Below are 19369 nucleotides of genomic sequence, written 5' to 3'. Positions count from 1 at the left end.
GTCAATCCCTCCCGGCCCGAATTTCGCCTGCTGCACCAGCGGGTTACAAATAAGGTGCAATAATACCTGTTAAAACATCAAGCGACTGGAATGGAATAGGTCGAGGTCACATGAGCGATCGGATCCGGCGAGGTGCCGGACAGCAGCGTCACCTCCCCGACCGCCAGCCGCCGGCCGAGCTTCAAAAGCTTGGCGACCGCGACCACGTCCTGGCCGGGCTGGCCCTTCCGCAAGAAGTTGATGTTGAGATTGGTGGTGACGGCGAGCGCGACCGGTCCGATCGCCGACAGCAACACGACGTACATTGCGAAATCCGCCAGCGCCATCAGGGTCGGGCCCGAAACGGTGCCGCCCGGGCGCAGCATCCGGTCGCTGTAGCGCTGCCGTAATAAAGATGTGCGACCATCGGCGGTCTCGATCGAAATGTCACCGTGGCTGAACGCCTGCGGGAACTCGCGCTGCAGAAATTCTTCGAGTTCGCCTACGCCCATCCTCGCATGTGTCATGTCGTTCCCGCCCCTGCTCTCGCTTCGTTCGGCTTGTTACAATAAGGTGACGCTCGTTCCCAGCGCTTCATTTTGTTCCCGGACGTCGCCATGACCGTGTTGCCCGCTTTCGCAGCGACCCAGCCTTCACCGATTCTGCTGCGTGAGACCGTCGATGGCGGTGTTGCAGTGCTGACGTTGAACCGACCGGCCGCGCGCAACAGCCTGTCGCTGGAAATGATCGACGATCTGCACGCGGCGCTGGATCTGATCGCGCGCGACGATGGCGTGCGTGTCGTGGTGATCGCCGCCAACGGCCCGGCGTTCTGCGCCGGCCATGACCTCAAAGAGCTGACCGCGCATCGCAACGACGCCGATCGCGGCCGTGCCAGCTTCACCCGGATCATGACCGCCTGCAGCGCGATGATGCAGGCGATCGTCAAGCTGCCCAAGCCGGTGATCGCGGCGGTGCAGGGCGTCGCCACCGCGGCGGGCTGTCAGCTGGTCGCGAGCTGCGACCTCGCGATCGCATCCGAGCAGGCGACCTTCGCGACGCCCGGCGTCGATATCGGACTGTTCTGCTCCACCCCGATGGTGGCGCTGTCGCGCAACGTGCCACGCAAGAATGCGATGCACATGCTGCTGACCGGCGAGCCGGTCGGCGCCGAAGAGGCCCGTCAGATCGGCCTGATCAACCGTGTGGTGCCGCACGGCACCGAGCGCGCCGCGGCGGTCGCGATGGCCGAACAGATCGCCGGCAAGTCGGCCCATACCATCAAGATCGGCAAGGAAGCGTTCTATCGCCAGGCCGAGCTCAACCTCGCCGACGCCTATCACTACGCCTCGCAGGTGATGGCCGAGAACATGATGGCCGCCGATGCCGAAGAAGGCATTTGCGCCTTCCTGGAAAAGCGCCAGCCGGAATGGAAGGATCGTTGATCCGCGGCGTCGACATGCCCCGTCATTGCGAGCGAAGCGAAGCAATCCAGGGCCAAGCACCGGAAGCTGGATTGCTTCGTCGCGGAGCCTGTGCTCGGACGCCGCGAAGTGGCGATCCGAGTGCTCCTCGTAATGACGGACTTGTCAGATGAACCACGACAGCTACTCCGACAACTACATCCGCGCGATCCTGAATGGTGTGAAGACGATTGCGATGGTCGGGGCGTCGCCGCTCAATGTGCGGCCGAGCTACTTCGTGTTCAAGTATCTTAGTGAGCGCGGCTACGACGTCATTCCGATCAATCCCGGTCAGGTCGGCAAGAGCCTGCTCGGCAAGCCGTTCGTGGCGTCACTCAAGGACATCGACCGGCCGATCGACATGGTCGACGTGTTCCGCGGCTCCGCGCATGTGATGCCGGTGGTCGACGAGGTGTTGTCGCTGTCGCCGCTGCCGAAAGTAATATGGATGCAGATCGGGGTGCGCAACGATGAAGCCGCCGCGAAGGCCGAAGCCGCCGGCCTCAAGGTGGTGATGGATCGCTGCCCGAAGATCGAATACGGCCGGCTGTCGTCAGAGATTTCCTGGATGGGGGTGAACTCGCGCACCCTCAGCGCCAAGCGTGCGCCGATCCCGGTCAAAGGGATGCGGCTGTCGCTCGATCGTCAGAGCGTCGCAGGCGCCGATACCGCGGCGTCCGACCGCGCCGTCAAAAGCCGCAATGAAGCGGTCTGAACGCCGCAGCACGCCTGCCCCGCCTACGCTTGACCTGGTCCGGGGTTCCGATCAGATAGCCTAAACCATCAGCCACAGTACGGAGGGATCGATCATGACCGAACGCAACCCAGGATTCGCGACGCTCGCGGTCCATGCCGGCGCCCAGCCCGATCCCACCACCGGTGCGCGCGCGACGCCGATCTATCAGACCACATCATTTGTCTTCAACGACGCCGACCATGCCGCCTCGCTGTTCGGCCTGCAGGCGTTTGGCAACATCTACACCCGCATTACCAACCCGACGACGTCGGTGCTCGAAGAGCGCGTCGCCGCGCTGGAAGGCGGCACCGCGGCGCTCGCCACCGCCTCGGGCCACGCCGCCCAGCTCGTCGCGCTGCAGCAACTGATGCAGCCCGGCGACGAGTTCATCGCCGCGCGCAAACTGTACGGCGGCTCGATCAATCAGTTCACCCACGCCTTCAAGAGCTTCGGCTGGAACGTGGTGTGGGCCGACACCGACGACCTCGCCAGCTTCCAGCGGGCGGTGTCGCCGAAGACCAAGGCGATCTTCATCGAGTCGATCGCCAATCCGGGCGGCAGCATCACCGACATCGAGGCGGTGGCGGAAGTCGCGCGCAATGCGGGCGTGCCGCTGATCGTCGACAACACGTTGGCGACGCCCTACCTGATCCGCCCGATCGACCATGGCGCGGACATCGTGGTGCATTCGCTCACCAAGTTCCTCGGCGGCCACGGCAACTCGCTCGGTGGTATCATCGTCGATGCCGGCACCTTCGACTGGTCGAAGGACGGCAAATATCCGATGCTGAGCGAGCCGCGTCCCGAATATCACGGCCTGAAGATCCAGGAGACGTTCGGCAACTTCTCGTTCGCGATCGCCTGCCGCGTGCTCGGCCTGCGCGATCTCGGGCCCGCGCTGTCGCCGTTCAACGCCTTCATGCTGCTGACCGGCATCGAGACGCTGCCGCTGCGGATGCAGAAGCACTGCGAGAACGCCAAGGCGATTTCCGAATTCCTCTCTACCCACAAGGCGGTAGACGAGGTCAACTACTCCGGCCTCGCGTCGAGCAAATACGCCGCCCTCGCCCGCAAATATGCGCCGAAGGGCGCCGGCGCGGTGTTCACCTTCAGCCTCAAGGGCGGCTATCAGGCCGGCATCGATCTGGTCGCCAATCTGAAGCTGTTCTCGCATTTGGCCAATGTCGGCGACACCCGCTCGCTGATCATCCACCCGGCCTCGACCACCCACAGCCAGCTTGACGACGCCCAGAAGACCGCCGCCGGCGCCGCGCCCAACATGGTGCGGGTGTCGATCGGCATCGAGGACAAGGACGACCTGATCGCCGACCTCGATCAGGCACTCGGCGGCTGACGCCGCGAGGCCGCTGGAGGATCGGCGATGACCGGCCATTTCGAAACGCGGCGGCTCGAGCAGCTCAGCAACACCATCTTCGGTGTAGCGATGACGCTGCTCGCCTATCAGGCGCCGCGTGAGAAATTCGCCAGCGCCGATCCGCAGTGGCGTGAAATCTGGCACCTCTACGGCGCCTTTCTGTCGACGTTGCTGCTCAGCTTCATCGTCGCCGGAATGTTCTGGTACAGCCACCAGCGCAGGCTGACTTATGCGACCGATGCCGGCCGCATCGAAGTGCTGGTTAACCTGTTCTTTCTGCTGTCGATCATCGTGCTCCCGGTGACCTGCGGCCTTTACGGCAACAACTACGACTCCCCCAACGTCACCACGCTGTACAGCTTCAATCTGTTTATGATTTCGCTGTTCAACACGGTGCTGTGGACGATCGCGGTGGCGCGGCGGCGCGACTGGCTGACCTTGATCACGCCGGCTTTCGCCCTCGTGGTGATGGGCGCTGCGTTGCTGGGATGTCTGATCCAACCGCACTGGCCGAAATTCATCTGGCCGCTGGCGTTCCTGTCGCCCGCGATCAGTGCGTGGATCGAGAAGCGGCGTTAGCTGCCAGGGCCGGTGAGCCAGCCAAGGCGACTGCAAGTTCGTCGAACAGCTGCCGAAGGGCGCCCGCAATCTTGGTATGAAGGCCTTCGTTGTAGGAACGGCAACACGCCGGGCCTCCCGTGAGCTGGCCCGACAGTCCCGGAGATCAGTGGGCCGACGTCGCAGTGTCCTCGGCAATCGCGTGCAGCGTGGCCGCGAATTCACCGGGGCCGTAGCCGAACACAAAGCGCAACGAGAGCTGTTTGTTGATCGCCTGCGACGGATCGATCGTATCGCTTTCTACCGCACCGTCGATCAGCGCTGTCACCGATGCGAAATCGGACACGTCGGTGACGATGAACCGTGTGCGCTCGGCCCCGAGTTCAGCCACCAAAGAATCGCCCGTCGCTGCGTCGAGATCGCCGATAACCAGGCTCGCGCCTTCGGCGTGAAGGACTGTGCGGTCGCCGCGCCGATGCCGGATGCTCCACCTGTGATCACCGCGACTTTGCCACCAAAGCGCGTGCGCTCATTCATCCCCTTGTCCTCCCCGTTCGATGCTTATAATTATAGTGCGCTATAATAACGGCGCGGCAGACGCTGCAACAGGGAGGAATGAGATGGCAGAACAAGATCGCCTGGTCGGCGGACAATTGCTGGCAAAGACGCTGAAGGCCGCCGGTGTAAGCCAGGCGTTTGCGCTGCACGGCGGACATCTCGAAGCGCTACTCAAGGGGTGCATCGAGGAAGAGATTGCACTGATCGATTTCCGTCATGAGTCGTCAGCCGGCCACGCTGCCGATGCGTATGCGCGTGCGACCGGCAAGCTCGGTGTGTGCATCGTCACCGCCGGGCCAGGGTTCACCAACGTGCTGTCGGCGATGACCAATGCGCAGCTCGATGGCTCACCGGTGCTGTTCATCGTCGGCGCCCCGCCGCTGCGTGAGGTGGAAACCAATCCGCTCCAGGGCGGGATCGATCAGGTTGCGATGGCTCGGCCGGCGGTGAAATGGGCGTTCTCGATCCCCAGCACGGAGCGGATCGCCGATCTGACGGCGATGGCCATCCGCAAGGCGATGACGCTGCCGCGTGGCGCCGTGCTGCTCGAGGTGCCAATTGACGTGCTGCACATGAGCGTCGCTGCTGCGCGCGCCACTCCTCCGGCCGGCGTCGGCGTCAATCCGCGCCCCGCGCCTGCCCCGGCTGAGGTCGCGCGATTAGTTGAAGTGCTGCAGGCGGCCAAACGCCCTGTGTTGATCGCCGGCAATGGCGCAGCCAATCATGAAACGGCGGAGGCGCTGCGAGCACTGTGTGCCAGGGTGCCACTGCCGGTCTTCACCAAGTCACTGGCGGCCGGCATCCTGCCGCCGGGCCACCGCTGCAATGGCGGGGCTGCGGGCAACCTCGCCTTGTTGCCGATGCTGGGGTTCGATCGGCCGGATCTCGTTATCCTGCTCGGCGGCAAACTCGGCCTGCTGCTCGGCGGACGTTCGGGCGCACTGGTGCCGCATGGCGCAACCCTGGTGCAGATCCACGGCGATGCGGCCGAGATGGGCCGGATCCGCGACGTCGATCTGGCCATCCTGGCGGATTGCACCGAAGCGACGCGCGCGCTCGACGCTTCTCTGAAGGACGGCCAATTTGAGGAGATGGAGGCTTGGCGGGCGCAGGCAGTCTCGGCAACCGGGCTGTTCGCGACGATGTTCCCCGAGCGCGAAACGTCACGAGGCATTCATCCGTATCATGCGGCCCGCGCCGTGGCTGACGCGGCTGGGCCTGAGGCTGCCTATGTGTTCGATGGCGGGGAAGCGGCGTCGTGGGGCGCTGCGGCAGCGGTCGTCGACCGGCCGGGAGCGCTGCTCGGTCACGGCTATCTCGGCTGCCTGGGGATCGGACCGGGGTTCGCGATCGGCGCCCAACTCGCCGCTCCGGAGCGCCGGGTGATCCACCTGACCGGTGACGGCGCACTTGGATTCCACCTGCAGGAACTCGACACCATGGTTCGGCACCGCTTGCCGATCGTCACCGTGGTCCTCAACAATGAAGTCTGGGGAATGTCGATCCACGGACAGCAAATCATGTTCGGCAGCAACTATCATGTGATCTCGAAGCTGGGCGGAACGCAGTTTGCCAACATCGCCCAGGCCTTCGGCTGTCACGCCGAGCGTGTAACCCGGTTTGCCGACCTCGCGCCGGCACTGGAGCGCGCCTTCGCCAGCGGCGGCCCGGCCTTTGTTGAAGTGATGACGGATGCCGACGTTGTGCATCCGGTCACGGTGGCGATGCTCGGTCAGGTTCAGGAAGGCAGCAACGACGTGTTGATCCCCTACTACGAGAACATCCCCGCAGATACGGCCTGAGATGACGCTATCGACGAGCACTCTGGAATCCCGGCGGCGCGGGCTGGTGACAGCCGCGCACGCCTTGATCCGCGAATCCGGCGGTGCCGGATTTTCGATGATTCAGCTTGCCAAGCGTGCGGGAGTGAGCCCAGCGACGCCCTACAATCTGGTCGGGACAAAGGCCGACTTGTTGCGGCTCGTCGTCCGCGACGAGTTCGCCGCGTTCGAAACCCGCCTCGGCACTCGGCCTCCGGGATCGCCGCTCGCGCAGCTCGAGGCGGCGATCGATCTGGTGGTGAAGCACTATTGCGCAGAACCGGCGTTCTATCGCGGTCTCTACGCTGCGATGCAGGGCGAGCACGCCGCCGAACTCCGCGGGATGATGCTGGCCGAAGGGCAGCAATTGTGGTGCGCGATGGTGCGCGCCGCAGTGGATGCCGGCGAAATCGACCGCGTCGTCGACGACGAAGCCTTCACCGAGGTGCTGCTGCGCGCGATGGCCTCAACCACGGAGGCTTGGTTGGCCGTGAACTGGAGCAGGAAGCGCTTCGCCCAGGAGATGCATTTGGCGACGCGCCTGCTGCTACTCGGCGTCGTCACCAAAACGGCTCGCAGCCGGATTGCTGCTGAATTCGCATCATCACGTCGAACCGGTGCGCGAACGAACGGGACTGCCAAGCCGTAGTCGGCCGCAGCCACTATGCCGACGGGAATGGCTCAGACGGGACCGCCAGTCGCCCGGCAGCGCCGCGATCGAGCGCGGTTCGATCTTCGCGCATCGCGGTCAGCCGTTCAGCCTGCAGCACGGCCAGCGTCAGCACCACCAGCGCCATCGCCTGATGCGCCAGGGCAAGGTCGATCGGCGCGGCGTACAGCACGGTGAAGATGCCGAGCGTAGCCTGAGCGGTCAGCGCCAGGAACAGCAGCACCGCGCTGCGTGCCGCCGCCCCTGCCCGCGTCCGCAGCGCGTCGATCATGTGCAGCGCCGCCAGCGTCCACAGCGCATAGGCCAGCATACGGTGATCGAACTGCACGGTGAGATGATTGTCGAACAGGTTCTTCCACCACGGGCTCTCGAACCACAGCCGCGCCGCGTCCGGGATCAGCGCGCCGTCGATCATGGGCCAGGTGTTGTACAGCCGCCCGGCGCGCAGGCCCGCCACCAGCGCACCCGCATAGAGCTGCACGAAGGTCAGCCCCAGCAGCGCCAGCGCGGTCACCCTCAGTCGCGCCGGCGCAGCGACGCGGGCCCGGTCGGCCATTCGGCGCAGCGTCCAGACGATCGCGGCGTAGATGATCAGCGCCAGCGACAGATGGGTGGCGAGCCGCACCTGTGACACTTCGGTCCGCTGCGACAGGCCGGACGCCACCATCCACCAGCCGACCGCGCCCTGTAGTGCGCCGAGCGCGAAGATGATCCACAGCGCCCGCTTCCACTCTGGTCCGATCGCGCCGCGCCACAGGAACCAGAGAAACGGCAGCAGATAGACGATACCGATCACCCGGCCGAGTAGCCGGTGGCTCCATTCCCACCAGAAGATCGTCTTGAACTGATCGAGCGTCATGCCGGCGTTCAGTTCGCGATATTGCGGGATCTGCTTGTAGCCGTCGAATGCCGCGTGCCACTGCGTCTCGGTGAGCGGCGGCAGCGTGCCGGTGACCGGCTTCCATTCGACGATCGACAGCCCGGATTCGGTCAGCCGGGTCGCGCCGCCGACCAGGACCATCACGGCGATCAGGGCCGCCACCAGGGTCAGCCAGATCCGTACGCCGCGAAATCGGGACGATGGCGGCGCCGCGGCGATGGTCATAAAGCATCCCTTGAACGGATTTTTCCGCACTCTATAGTCCGGCCGTTCTTACACGCAAGGCGTTGCGAGAACGCATCAACGGCGTGTGAGCTGGGCATGAATATTCGAACCCGCAAATTGATTGGAACCGTCGGCCTGCTGCTGCTGGCGATCGTGTGGTCGCTGACCGCGATGGCGTTCGCGCAGGCGCCGGTGATCGCTGAATCGAAATGGCTGCAGGCGGTGTACTACGTGGTTGCCGGCCTCGGCTGGGTGTTGCCGGCGATGCCGCTGGTCACCTGGATGTCTCGTCCCGATCCGACCGAATAAGCGACCTGCTGCAATCTAAAACAGGAACGCCGCCACCGGGATTACGGTGGCGGCGTTTGTTGTTTCGGCGACGACGAGTGTAACGCTTAGAACAGGTAGTTGAACCTCAGCATCGCCTGATGACGCTCGAAATCATCGAGATCGAGGTGGCGCGGATCGTTGCAGGCCTGGCCAGCGACCTGCGTGCTCCAGGTGCCCGACAGGCCGATCTTTTCGGTCAGATGCGCCGAGAACGTCGGGCCGACATACACCGCGCCACCGGAGAACCGGTCTAGCCCGAGGCCTTCATAGGCCCGCACATAGCGCGCCTCGACGCCGAGGATCAGCGTCGGATTGAGCTTGTAGGACAGCGCGCCCTGCACGGCGAATTCGGAATCGTGCGACCAGGCATTGGCGAGATCGCGCGAGGCACCGCCTGAGTACCAGAGGTTGAATGCTGCGAACAGCTTGCCGTGGATCAGCTCCTTGTCCATCAGCGCGGCGAATTCGGTGCCGTAGATCTGCGCGTCGAAGCCGGTGAGTTCGTCGACCCGGTTCCAACCCGGCGCCGCATGCAGCGTCAGCCCGAACGGCATCTCGTCGCGATCGAGCACTTTGTAGCGGAACTCCATCGACGCGCCGGCGATTGCGTTGCGCCGATTGTCGATCATGCCGGGCACGCCGCTGATCTGGGTCGAGGCGAAGCTGACGCCGGGAGCGACGCGAAAATTGTCCGTGAGCGTGAACTTGAACTGCGACAGCACGCCGACGCCCGTATAGGACCCGAACCGCCGTCCGAACCGGCCGACATTCTCGATCTCGAGTTCGATCTCGCCCTTCTTCCCGATGTCCGAACCCATGCTGAAGCCGAAGATGTGCTCGGTATCGACATCGTCGTGGTCCGTCTTGGTGGCAGGCCCCTGCTCCAGCGCCCGCGCCGTCGCGCTTGCGGATGGTTCGGCTTGATAGGACAGCCAACCCGGCAGCTCCTCCGCGGCCGCCGCCGGTGCCACCAGCGCCGCGGTCATCAGCATCGCCATCGCTGCCGCCAGTGACCCGTCAAATCCGCAAATTCGGCCGCAACGGCCTCGCCCCCTCGAAATACGCGCAATCATTAGTCGCCCCCGATGAATTCCATCGGTCCACCAATTGCAATTGCGAATGCCTCTCGGTCAAAGCCTTTTGTTTACAGGCCCTGTAAATGCGAAGCGTCTGAAAATTGATCGATGACAATGATTAGTAGTTGCGTACCGCGGCAGGATGGCGCCGATCCGCAACGGACGCCATATCGATTGACTATCAGCGCCTTTGCTTGCGCGACAGGTGCGATGTTGCCGAAGCGGTACTCATCTACGACCGCCGGCATCCGTGCCGGCACGCTGCAAAGGACCGGACATGACCAAGCCTGCCAAGATCAACATCGGTATCCCCGAAGACAAGCGTGAGAAGATCGCCGACGGCCTGTCCCGGCTGCTCGCTGATTCCTACACGCTGTATCTGATGACGCACAATTTCCATTGGAACGTCACCGGGCCGATGTTCAACACCCTGCATGCGATGTTCATGACGCAATACACCGAGCAGTGGACCGCGCTCGACCAGATCGCGGAACGGATCCGCGCGCTCGGCTTCCCGGCGCCCGGCACCTACAAGGAGTTCGTCAAGCTCGCCTCGATCGCCGAAGTCGAAGGCCAGCCCAAGGCAATGGAGATGGTGCGGCATCTGGTGACTGCGCAGGAAGCCACTGCCCGCACCGCGCGCGAGCTGTTCCCGCTGGTCGAGGACGCCAACGACCAGCCGACGGCCGACCTGTTGACGCAGCGCCTCGACGTCCATGAGAAGACCGCCTGGATGCTGCGCAGCCTGCTGGAAGACTGATCGCCAGAGTTTGCTGATACGCGCGGCCCGGAGACTCCGTCTTCGGGCCGCTCTTGCGAGTCCCGCTATCTCGGGCCAGTGCTCCGCCCCATGCCCCGCGCCGCGCCCGGCATCAGGCCGGACAGGATCACTCTCAGGTCTCGCAGCGAGCGCTGCCGGCCGTCCCAGGCGATCCGGGGCAGCGCCAGCGGATCGGTCGGGCCGGCCCCGATCACGCCAGGGATCGACGTCATCGCCCCGGCGAAGCCCGCCTCCTTGGCCATCGCGACATGCTGCGGACCGAAGCTGCCACTTTCGCCGAACGGAAACGCGAATTGCGCGGCGTCGCGGCCGAGCGCGGCTTGCAGCACTGCCCGCCCCATCGCGATCTCCTTCCGCGCCGCCGTGTCCGGCAGATTGGCCAACACCGGGTAGTTCACCGTGGCACTTCCGATCGTCACTTTGGGATCGGCAGCGAGCCGGCCGATCTCGTCCCAGTCCATCACTGCCTCGCGTGTCACCACGGCGAGATCGACCGCATAGCGCTTGCACAGATCCTGAATAGCTGCCGTAAGTGCCGCGGGCGGCATCGTGCGCAGCCAGCTCACGAGGAAGTGGAACACTTGTGTCTTGTCGGCGGGCGTGGCCGTGTCGAACCGGCGTTCGTTGTGGTCGATCAGCAGCGCGATCCGCTCGGTGCGCGCGATCACCTGCTCCAGTGCCAGCCACCACGCTTCGCCGATGCCGTCGGGAAACGCCGTCGGCAGATACACCGCGAATGGCACGCCGTGTCGCGCCAGGATCGGATAAGCGAAGGTGGTGATGTCCCGCGAGCCGCCGTCGAAAGTCAGGCAGACGAACCGCCCCGGTGAGCCGCCTCGCGCGATCCGGGCGCAGACTTCGGCGGCTGAGATGACCGAACAATTCCAGCGCTTCAGCGCGCGCAGCAGGCCATCGAGAAGCTGCGGTGTAATTTCGCGAGACCGAAGCGGCTGAAACCGGTCGCGGCGCGCCGGCCGCACCCGATCGAACCGCAGAATGACCCCGCAGCCGCCGCCTTTCCATTCCGAAATGCGCGCGGCGCCACTCGCATAAGCAAGCTGCAGCCGTGCCGCCGTCCACCAGCCGTTCGTCGACAAGGTTCAGTCCTTTGCGGCGCCGGGACCGGCAGCGGTTTCGCGGGTCATCATTACGCTTTGTTGAGATTTGTTTGTAAAGGTCCGCAACGTTGCGCCACTCGCGCCTTATTTGTTCTCATTGGATCGCCGGATGACGATGATGGCCGAGCTGATCGAGGCCCGGACCGCCGATCGCATGGCGGCCGCGCAGAGCCGGATCGCCCACGTCGAGATCATCACCGACATCGACGCCGCCGAACCGGTCTGGCGCGCGCTCGAGCAGACCGGCCAGCATTCTTCGCCCTATCAGCGGTTCGATTTCCTCAGTGCCTGGCAGCGCCATGTCGGCCGCGCCGAGGGGCGACAGCCGTTCATTGTGGTTGCGCGCGACGTCGAGCGTCGGCCGTTATTGCTGTTGCCGCTGGGTCTCGAACGTAAATTCGGCGTTCGCGTGGCGGGGTTCCTCGGCGGCAAACACGCGACCTTCAACATGCCGTTATGGCGGCGTGATTTCGCTGCGAACGCGGGCGACGCCGACATCGCCGAGTTGATCATGCGATTGCGGAACATCGGCGGAGCCGATCTGCTCGCATTCGAACAGCAGCCGGCACGCTGGAACGATCTTGCCAATCCGTTGGCCCGCCTTCCCCATCAGCCCTCGGTCAACGATTGCCCGGTGCTGGTGTTGCCGCCGGGCGCGGCGCTGAACGACCTGATCAGCAACTCGATGCGCCGCCGGCTCAAGGGCAAGGAACGCAAGCTGCAGGAGCTATCCGGCTATCGCTACGGCCAGGCTCGCACCCAAGCGGATGTCGACCGTCTGCTCGAAGCGTTCTTCCGGATCAAGCCGGTGCGGATGGCGGCGCAGAATCTGCCAAACGTATTCGCCGAACCCGGCGTCGCCGATTTCATCCGCCAGGCCTGCTCCACGGAGCTGAGCGGCGGCGGCCACGCGATCGAAATCCACGCGCTGGAATGCGACGACGAGATGATCGCGATGTATGCCGGCGTCGCCGACGGCAGCCGCTATTCGATGATGTTCAACACCTACACGCTGTCGGACGCGGCGCGCTACAGCCCCGGCCTGATCCTGATGCGCCATATCATCGATCACTACGCCGGCCTCGGCTATCGCTGGATCGACCTCGGCATCGGCTCGGACGACTACAAGAAGATATTCTGCAAGGATCTCGAGCCGATCTTCGACAGCTTCGTTCCGCTGACCCCGCGCGGACAGATCGCGGCGGCCGCGATGTCGGCGATCGGCCGTGGCAAACGCGCGGTCAAGCAGAGTCCGGCGATGATGCAGGCGGTGCAACGCCTGCGCGGCATGCTGCCACGCTGAGATCGGAGTGACTGAGATCGGAGTGACCTCCGATTACCCAACGGACAACGCCCGGGGCCAGCCCGGGCGTTTCTGTTTGATGTGTTCTTCGAACCTACGCCGCTGCGGAGCGTTGTCCCGGAACGATCGGATCGATCGGTTCGGCAGCGCGTAGCATCGTCACCTCGGAGAAGCCGACCGCGACGAGTTGCTCGGCCATCTTGGCACGCGCTTCGCTGGTCATCGTCGGCGCCGGCACGACAGCAGCCTGAGCCTGTGATGTCAGCAACTCTGCCGGCAGGTCGGATGCAGTGCCGGCGTCGAGCAGCACGTGGTCATACACCCGCATCAGCGCGTCGATCGCCAGCGACAGCCGCGGCGAATGCAGCAGCATCCGGTCGAAGCCGGGCTTGCCGGCGCTGACCAATTGCAGCGACGACGAGCGGTCCCGGGTGATGATCTGGCCGAACGCCGCCTCACCCAGCATCAGTTCAGCAAGGCCGGGAGCCGACGGATCGATCGACGCGGCCTTCAGCATCGCGGAGGATTCCGACAGGTCGATCAGCACCACCTTGGTATCCTGGGCGAGCCGGCGAGCCAGCACCAGCGCCGTGGTCGTGACCGAGTCGGTGTCCCCCGTCCCCAGCACGGTGAGTTTCCGCCCGCCCTCACCGGCCGTGCGCAGACGGTGTGCCAGCGCTTCGATTTCGCCCACCGGAGCTGCGGCAGGCGCAGCAACCGGTGCAATCTCGATCGGAGCCGGCTCGACGATCGGCGCTGGCGCGGGCTGCGCCGCAAAGGTCGGCGGAGCCGCCGGTGCCGGCTGCACCACGGGAGCAGCAGCCGCAACGGGCACCAGGTCGGGTTCGACGATTGCAGGCGTAGCGACCTCGCGGCCGCGCGGCTGCGTCATCCGCAGCAATTCGCCGGTTGCAATGCTGCCCGAGGTCAGCAGCAGCGTCGCCAGCGTGGCGATCAGCACGATCGGCAGCTTTTTCGGATAGTCCGGCGTGTTGGAGACGATCGCACGTGAGATGATGCGGCCGTCCGACGGCGATTGGTCGATCGTCTCGCGCGTCGTCGCTTCACGATACTTCGCCAGATAGGATTCCAGCAGGTCGCGCTGCGCCTTGGCCTCGCGCTCCAGGGCACGGAGCTGCACGTCCTGGCCGTTGGTGGCCGAAGCTTGTTTCTTCAACTGATCGAGGCTGGCCGACAGGTTCTCCACCCGGCTGCTGGCGATCCGTGCATCGTTCTCGAACGAGCGCGACAGCTTCACCGCCTCGTCGCGGAGCTGCTGATCGAGATCGGACAGCTGCGCCTTCAATTCCTTGATCCGCGGATGACCGCCGAGCAGCGTCGAGCTCTGCTCGGCGAGTTGCGCGCGGAGCGTCACCCGCTGCTCCGACAGCCGACGGATCAGTTCGGAGTTGAGCACTTCAGAAGCTTCGATCGGGCCGCCACTCTTCAGCATCTCCTTGATCAGCCGCGCCTTAGCTTCGGCATCGGACTTCAGAGCGCGAGCGTTGGCGAGCTGGGCGTTAATGTCGCCGAGCTGCTGGTTCGACAGCGTGGTGTTGTTGTTGCCGATGAACAGGCTCGACTTGGAGCGGAAATCCTCAACCTTGTCTTCGGCCTCCGAAACCTTCTTGCGCAGCGACTCGATTTCTCCGGACAGCCACTGCCCGGCCGACTTGGCCTGTGCCTGACGCGCGTTCTGCAGCAGCACCAGATAGCCGTCCGCGATCGAATTGGAGACGCGGGCTGCAAGCTCAGGGTCTTCGGACTGGAATTCGATCACCATCACGCGCGACTTGTCGACCGCGTATGCGGTCAGGCGCTCGTAGTAAGCGTTGAGCACGCGCTCTTCCGGCGTCATCGCAAACGGATCGCGGCCGATACCGATCAGCGCCAACAACGACTTGATCGGATTGATACCTTTCAGCACCGGATCGAATTCCGGCCGTTCGGCGAGCTTGTTCTTCTTGATGACCTCAAGGGCGAGCTGGCGCGACAGCAGGAGTTGAACCTGGCTGGTCACCGCCTCAGGATCGGGGCCGCTGCGCTGATCGTCCCGGTCACCGCTCGGGCGCAGGAAGGTGTTTTCGCGGCCATCGATCAGGATGCGGGCTTCGGACTTGTAGCGCGGCGTAATCAAATTGACGATCGCCAGCGAGACGACGAGCGCGAGCAGGGTCGGCGCGATGATCAAATGCTTCTTGCGGGCGAGTGCCTGCCCGATCAGCCGCACGTCGATATCGCCGTCCGGCGGCAGCGGTGCCGGCTTTTCGATCGGAACGGTGCGCGTCGGAGTGCGCTTGAAGATTGCCTGACGAATCGCGGGCTTCTGTGCGGGAGCCGCGACGGATTTAACTGCGACCGCTGAAGTTGAAGCGGTTGAGGATTCGCGTGATGGGGCTGATGCCTTTGCCGTATCGTCGGTGTTCCGGCGCCAGAACGCGATCCGCATTGCCTACTCCTACGTGACGCGACCAACCGTCAGTTCGGCCTCGACTACAAACCATTAAGGTTGCCGCGCGGTTAATCTCGACGTAAGCGAGCAACCAATTCATGGTACCCGCACCTGCGCGAATACGTTTTGTTAACCACGAAAGTCGTTAATCGGAATCGACTTTTCCGGATCAATCCATGCCCCGCGCCGCCATTTTGACTGGCTTCTGTCCCGCTGCGCGCTGTCGCGGCGGTTGGCGCAGCGTGCCGTGCGCACTGGCGATCCGATGACTCCAGCCACGCAGGATCAGCCGCTGCGGATCGTTCATGCGGTGCGCGCTCCGGTCGGCGGCATCATCCGCCACATCCTCGATCTCGCCAACGGTCAGGCCGACCGGGGCCATCACGTCGCGCTGATCACTGACAGCCTCACCGGCGGCGACCGCGCCGTAGCGGCGCTCGACGAGATCGCCCCGAAGATGAAGCTCGGCGTCTATCGCCTGCCGATCCGGCGCGAGCCAAGCATCACCGATCTGTTCGTCTGGGGCCGCTTCGTCCGTTTGATCGCGACGCTGACGCCGGACGTGCTGCACGGCCACGGCGCCAAGGCCGGCATCTTCATGCGCGTCGTACCGCGGCCGACCGGATCGATCCGGGTCTACACGCCGCATGGCGGCTCGCTGCACTACCCGACCACGACGTTCAAAGGGCAGCTCTACAGCCGGCTCGAGCGGCTCTCGATGAACAGAACCGAACTGTTCCTGTTCGAGAGTGAGTTCGCGCGCTCAACCTATGAGCGTATGATCGGTAAGCCCGGGGGCCTAGTCCGCTGCGTGTTCAACGGCGTCACCGCCGGGGAATTCGATCCGGTTTCGCTGGCCTCTGAAGCCAGCGACGTCTGCTATGTCGGCGAGTTCCGCCATATCAAGGGCGCCGACCTGCTGGTCGACGCGATCGCGCGGCTGCGGGCCGAGGGCCGTTCGGTGACGCTGACGCTCGGGGGGGACGGCGAAGAGACCGCCGCGTTGAAAGCGCAGGTCGCGCGGCTCGATCTCGGCGGCGCGGTGCGCTTCATCGGCCACGTCAAAGCCCGCCATGGTTTTGCGCAAGGCCGCCTGCTGGTGGTGCCGTCGCGCGGCGATTCCATGCCCTATGTGGTGATCGAAGCCGCCGCTGCCGGTGTGCCGATGGTCGCCGCCAATGTCGGCGGCATCCCGGAGATCTTCGGCCCGGATCATCGCGATGCGTTGTTCGCCCCCAGCGATCCCGCCGCGATGGCCAAGGCGATCGCCGCCGCGCTCGACGACCTGAACGCCGCCCGCGACCGGGCCAGGCAGCTGCGCGAGCGGATCTTTCTGCACTTCTCGCAAAAGGCGATGGTCGAAGGCGTGCTTGCCGGCTACCGCGAGGCCTTGGCGCAGCAGCGCTGAACGTCGGCGGTCGCCGCTAACCGTTTCTTGCAACTTTTCCGTTAAGGCCCGGACTGGGGGAGTTCGCCGGACGACAAAGTCGTGCCGGCGCAACAGACGGACATGAACAGATGGAGCCGATCAGCGCACGTTCGATGATCAGTGCTGCTGCGACGGAAGCCGTGGTCGCCAGCGGCGACGGTGCGCCGCGGGTGGAACGCCGCAAGCGGTTGTCGCCGGCCGCCCTCGCCGTCGCCAATCAGAAGGTGCCGCCGGCGTTTTCGCCGATCGTGATCGCCGGCTCCGTCCGCCTCGCCGATTTCCTGGTGATCGCCGCCGTCGGCATCGCGCTGTATTTCGCGCTGGTGGTCCGCCGCGACGGTTTTGCCTGGGAGTACATCGCGGCAATCCTCGGCACCACGGCGACTGCGGTCGTCGCGTTCCAGGCTGCCGATCTTTACGAGGTGCAACTGTTCCGCGGCACCTTGAAACAGATGACCCGGATCATATCGACGTGGTCGATCGTGTTCCTGCTGTTCATCGGCGCATCGTTCTTCGCCAAGCTCGGCGGCGAGGTGTCGCGGCTATGGCTGGGTTCGTTCTTTTTCGCCGGCCTCGCCTTGCTGATCATCGAGCGATTGTCGGTGCGCGCGCTGGTGCGGCGCTGGGCGTCGCAGGGCCGGCTCGATCGCCGCACCGTGATCGTCGGTGCCGACGCTAATGGCGCCAAGCTGATCGAAGCGCTGAAGGCCGAGCACGCCGACGCCTCCGACATCCGTATCCTCGGCGTGTTCGACGACCGCAACGACGCCCGCTCGCAGTCCACTTGCGCGGGCGTGCCCAAGCTGGGCAAAGTCGATGACATTCCCGAATTCGCCCGTCGCACCCGCGTCGATCTCGTCCTGTTCGCGCTGCCGATCTCGGCCGAGACCCGCATCCTCGACATGCTGAAGAAGCTGTGGGTGCTGCCGGTCGACATCCGGCTGTCGGCGCACACCAACAAGCTGCGGTTCCGGCCGCGCGCCTATTCCTATGTCGGCAAGGTGCCGACGCTCGACGTGTTCGAAGCGCCGATCACCGATTGGGATCAGGTGATCAAGCAGGTGTTCGACCGCGTCGTCGGCGGTTTCATCCTGCTGCTCGCCGCGCCGGTGATGGCGCTGGTGGCGCTGGCGATCAAGCTCGACAGCCCGGGTCCGGTGCTGTTCCGGCAGAAGCGGTTCGGTTTCAACAACGAGCGCATCGACGTGCTCAAGTTTCGCTCGATGTATCACGACCAGGCCGATCCCACGGCGTCAAAGGTCGTCACCCGCAACGACCCGCGCGTCACCCGGGTCGGCCGCTTCATCCGCCGCACCAGCCTCGACGAGCTGCCGCAACTGTTCAACGTGGTGTTCAAGGGCAATCTGTCGCTGGTCGGCCCGCGCCCGCATGCGGTGCAAGGCAAGCTGCAGAGCCAGCTGTTCGACGAAGCCGTCGATGGCTACTTCGCCCGCCACCGCGTCAAGCCGGGTATCACCGGCTGGGCCCAGATCAACGGCTGGCGCGGAGAGATCGACAACGAAGAGAAGATCCAGAAGCGCGTCGAGTTCGACCTGTACTACATCGAGAACTGGTCGGTGCTGTTCGACCTCTACATCCTGCTGAGAACTCCGTGGGCGCTGCTCAAGGGCGAGAACGCGTACTGAGGCGTTCGTTTTAAGCACTCCCCCCGCACCGTCATTCCGGGGCGCCGCGCAGCGGCGAACCCGGAATCCCGCGATTGTGGAAACGCCGTGCCTCACCACATCGAGATTCCGGGTTCGCGAGCTTTCGCTCGCGCCCCGGAATGACGGGACCACGAGAATTACTTGTTCGCGTACGAAACGCCCATCCCGGCCCGGACGTCGGCCTGGATGCCGTACGGTGCGATCGGGTAGCGCAGGCCGTTCTTGGCGAGCTGCTTCATGCCGTCGATCGCCTTGGCGAGATGCGCGGGGCTGAGCGCCATTAGCATCTCTTCGTCCGGCACGCCGCCATAGCGGCGCTCCGCGAAGCACGGCAGCGACAGGCTCGGCTCGCCGATCTTCAGCGCCCTGCCCCAGGAATCGGCACACGCGGTCTCGCCGACCACGCTCCATTCGAATTTCTTGTAGCCGGCATACTGCAGACCGTTGATCAGGATGATCATCTGCCCGGGCGTCGCATAGACGAGGCAGATATCCGGCGGATCGAGCCGGCCGCTCGCCAGCGGCGACACCGCCATCGCCTGGTGATGGCCGAACGGAACCACGTCGAGCGCGTGCTGACGCGCAGTGGCGTCTTCCGGCGTTGCGTGCCACACGCCGACATAGGAACGGCCGGTGAGCCATTGCTCGTCCTGCGGCGCAAGGCCGATCACGGCGCGGCACTGTTCGCCGACCAGATCGGCGGCGGTGATGCCGACGGTCCAGCCGAGCCGCGAGGCCATCGACACGATCTGGTCGGTGGTGTGGATCGCATTCGGCCGGCGGATCTTCGGCACCGCTTCCATCTCGGCGACGGTTCGGAACAGCTTCATCCCGATCACCGTGGTCTTCAGCCGCAACAGCGCGTTGAGATCGGCGACCAGTCCGGCGAGATCAATGCGCTCCGGCGCGGCGGCGGCATCCATGGCGGGCTCCCTTTGGTTGTTGTTGC

At 64.7% G+C, this 19369-nt stretch carries 18 protein-coding genes; 11 read left to right on the top strand and 7 right to left on the bottom strand.

All coding sequences use genetic code 11. The annotated features are described in order from the left end of the window. Positions 1 to 77: 77 nt before the first annotated feature. Positions 78 to 506 (bottom strand): PaaI family thioesterase, encoded by a 429-nt coding sequence (locus HZF03_RS13800; protein ID WP_011158317.1) that lies wholly within the window; start codon positions 504 to 506, stop codon positions 78 to 80. A 90-nt stretch (positions 507 to 596) separates the two neighbouring features. Here HZF03_RS13800 and HZF03_RS13795 point away from each other — a divergent pair, with 90 nt between their 5' ends. From HZF03_RS13795 to HZF03_RS13780, 4 genes are all read left to right on the top strand, one after another. Next, complete coding sequence (locus HZF03_RS13795; protein WP_119018701.1) at positions 597 to 1424, top strand: enoyl-CoA hydratase; 828 nt, start codon at positions 597 to 599, stop codon at positions 1422 to 1424. Positions 1425 to 1572: 148 nt separating this feature from the next. Beyond that, positions 1573 to 2157, top strand: a complete 585-nt coding sequence (locus tag HZF03_RS13790; RefSeq protein WP_119018700.1) for a CoA-binding protein — start codon at positions 1573 to 1575, stop codon at positions 2155 to 2157. A 94-nt stretch (positions 2158 to 2251) separates the two neighbouring features. Then, the gene (locus HZF03_RS13785; RefSeq protein ID WP_119018699.1) at positions 2252 to 3532 is read left to right on the top strand and encodes an O-acetylhomoserine aminocarboxypropyltransferase; all 1281 of its coding nucleotides are present in this window, start codon (positions 2252 to 2254) and stop codon (positions 3530 to 3532) included. A 27-nt stretch (positions 3533 to 3559) separates the two neighbouring features. Beyond that, positions 3560 to 4132: a TMEM175 family protein gene (locus tag HZF03_RS13780; RefSeq protein ID WP_011158313.1), complete on the top strand. Its 573-nt coding sequence runs from the start codon at positions 3560 to 3562 to the stop codon at positions 4130 to 4132. Between the two features lie 145 nt (positions 4133 to 4277). Here HZF03_RS13780 and HZF03_RS24485 read toward each other — a convergent pair whose 3' ends face one another. Beyond that, positions 4278 to 4502: a hypothetical protein gene (locus tag HZF03_RS24485; protein ID WP_179906170.1), complete on the bottom strand. Its 225-nt coding sequence runs from the start codon at positions 4500 to 4502 to the stop codon at positions 4278 to 4280. 229 nt (positions 4503 to 4731) lie between these two features. On the opposite strand from HZF03_RS24485, the gene HZF03_RS13770 reads away from it, so the two are divergent. Both HZF03_RS13770 and HZF03_RS13765 read left to right on the top strand, forming a co-directional pair. Then, positions 4732 to 6471 (top strand): thiamine pyrophosphate-binding protein, encoded by a 1740-nt coding sequence (locus HZF03_RS13770; protein WP_119018698.1) that lies wholly within the window; start codon positions 4732 to 4734, stop codon positions 6469 to 6471. Between the two features lie 97 nt (positions 6472 to 6568). Next, on the top strand, positions 6569 to 7138 hold the full coding sequence (locus tag HZF03_RS13765) for a TetR/AcrR family transcriptional regulator (RefSeq protein ID WP_234832245.1): 570 nt from the start codon (positions 6569 to 6571) through the stop codon (positions 7136 to 7138). A 13-nt stretch (positions 7139 to 7151) separates the two neighbouring features. On the opposite strand, the gene HZF03_RS13760 is transcribed toward HZF03_RS13765, so the two are convergent. Continuing rightward, positions 7152 to 8264, bottom strand: coding sequence for a COX15/CtaA family protein (locus tag HZF03_RS13760; RefSeq protein WP_119018696.1), 1113 nt, complete (start codon positions 8262 to 8264; stop codon positions 7152 to 7154). 96 nt (positions 8265 to 8360) lie between these two features. On the opposite strand from HZF03_RS13760, the gene HZF03_RS13755 reads away from it, so the two are divergent. After that, positions 8361 to 8573 carry a DUF2842 domain-containing protein gene (locus HZF03_RS13755; RefSeq protein ID WP_011158308.1) on the top strand — a complete coding sequence of 71 codons (213 nt, stop codon included), beginning with the start codon at positions 8361 to 8363 and terminating at the stop codon, positions 8571 to 8573. An 86-nt stretch (positions 8574 to 8659) separates the two neighbouring features. On the opposite strand, the gene HZF03_RS13750 is transcribed toward HZF03_RS13755, so the two are convergent. Continuing rightward, the gene (locus HZF03_RS13750) at positions 8660 to 9592 is read right to left on the bottom strand and encodes a hypothetical protein (RefSeq protein ID WP_119018695.1); all 933 of its coding nucleotides are present in this window, start codon (positions 9590 to 9592) and stop codon (positions 8660 to 8662) included. A gap of 355 nt (positions 9593 to 9947) precedes the next feature. Here HZF03_RS13750 and HZF03_RS13745 point away from each other — a divergent pair, with 355 nt between their 5' ends. Beyond that, positions 9948 to 10430, top strand: a complete 483-nt coding sequence (locus HZF03_RS13745) for a Dps family protein (RefSeq protein WP_011158306.1) — start codon at positions 9948 to 9950, stop codon at positions 10428 to 10430. 65 nt (positions 10431 to 10495) lie between these two features. Here the strand turns inward: HZF03_RS13745 and HZF03_RS13740 are convergent, their stop codons facing one another. Further along, positions 10496 to 11548 carry a polysaccharide deacetylase family protein gene (locus HZF03_RS13740; protein ID WP_119018694.1) on the bottom strand — a complete coding sequence of 351 codons (1053 nt, stop codon included), beginning with the start codon at positions 11546 to 11548 and terminating at the stop codon, positions 10496 to 10498. Between the two features lie 130 nt (positions 11549 to 11678). Between HZF03_RS13740 and HZF03_RS13735 the strand changes: the two genes are divergently transcribed. Beyond that, entirely contained in the window at positions 11679 to 12872 is a 1194-nt protein-coding gene (locus tag HZF03_RS13735; protein ID WP_119018693.1) for a GNAT family N-acetyltransferase, read from the top strand. A 94-nt stretch (positions 12873 to 12966) separates the two neighbouring features. Here the strand turns inward: HZF03_RS13735 and HZF03_RS13730 are convergent, their stop codons facing one another. Then, a complete protein-coding gene (locus HZF03_RS13730) occupies positions 12967 to 15321 on the bottom strand; it encodes a GumC family protein (protein WP_119018692.1) in 2355 nt (784 codons plus the stop codon). A 268-nt stretch (positions 15322 to 15589) separates the two neighbouring features. Here HZF03_RS13730 and HZF03_RS13725 point away from each other — a divergent pair, with 268 nt between their 5' ends. Both HZF03_RS13725 and HZF03_RS13720 read left to right on the top strand, forming a co-directional pair. After that, on the top strand, positions 15590 to 16732 hold the full coding sequence (locus tag HZF03_RS13725) for a glycosyltransferase family 4 protein (RefSeq protein ID WP_119018763.1): 1143 nt from the start codon (positions 15590 to 15592) through the stop codon (positions 16730 to 16732). A 110-nt stretch (positions 16733 to 16842) separates the two neighbouring features. After that, positions 16843 to 18399 carry an undecaprenyl-phosphate glucose phosphotransferase gene (locus HZF03_RS13720; RefSeq protein ID WP_011158301.1) on the top strand — a complete coding sequence of 519 codons (1557 nt, stop codon included), beginning with the start codon at positions 16843 to 16845 and terminating at the stop codon, positions 18397 to 18399. Positions 18400 to 18557: 158 nt separating this feature from the next. On the opposite strand, the gene HZF03_RS13715 is transcribed toward HZF03_RS13720, so the two are convergent. Continuing rightward, on the bottom strand, positions 18558 to 19343 hold the full coding sequence (locus HZF03_RS13715) for a DUF169 domain-containing protein (protein ID WP_119018691.1): 786 nt from the start codon (positions 19341 to 19343) through the stop codon (positions 18558 to 18560). Positions 19344 to 19369: the final 26 nt, after the last annotated feature.

This window comes from Rhodopseudomonas palustris (assembly GCF_013415845.1).
Taxonomy (GTDB): domain Bacteria; phylum Pseudomonadota; class Alphaproteobacteria; order Rhizobiales; family Xanthobacteraceae; genus Rhodopseudomonas; species Rhodopseudomonas palustris_F.
Note: the sequence above shows the minus strand (reverse complement) of the source record. Positions and strands in the feature narration are given on the sequence as shown.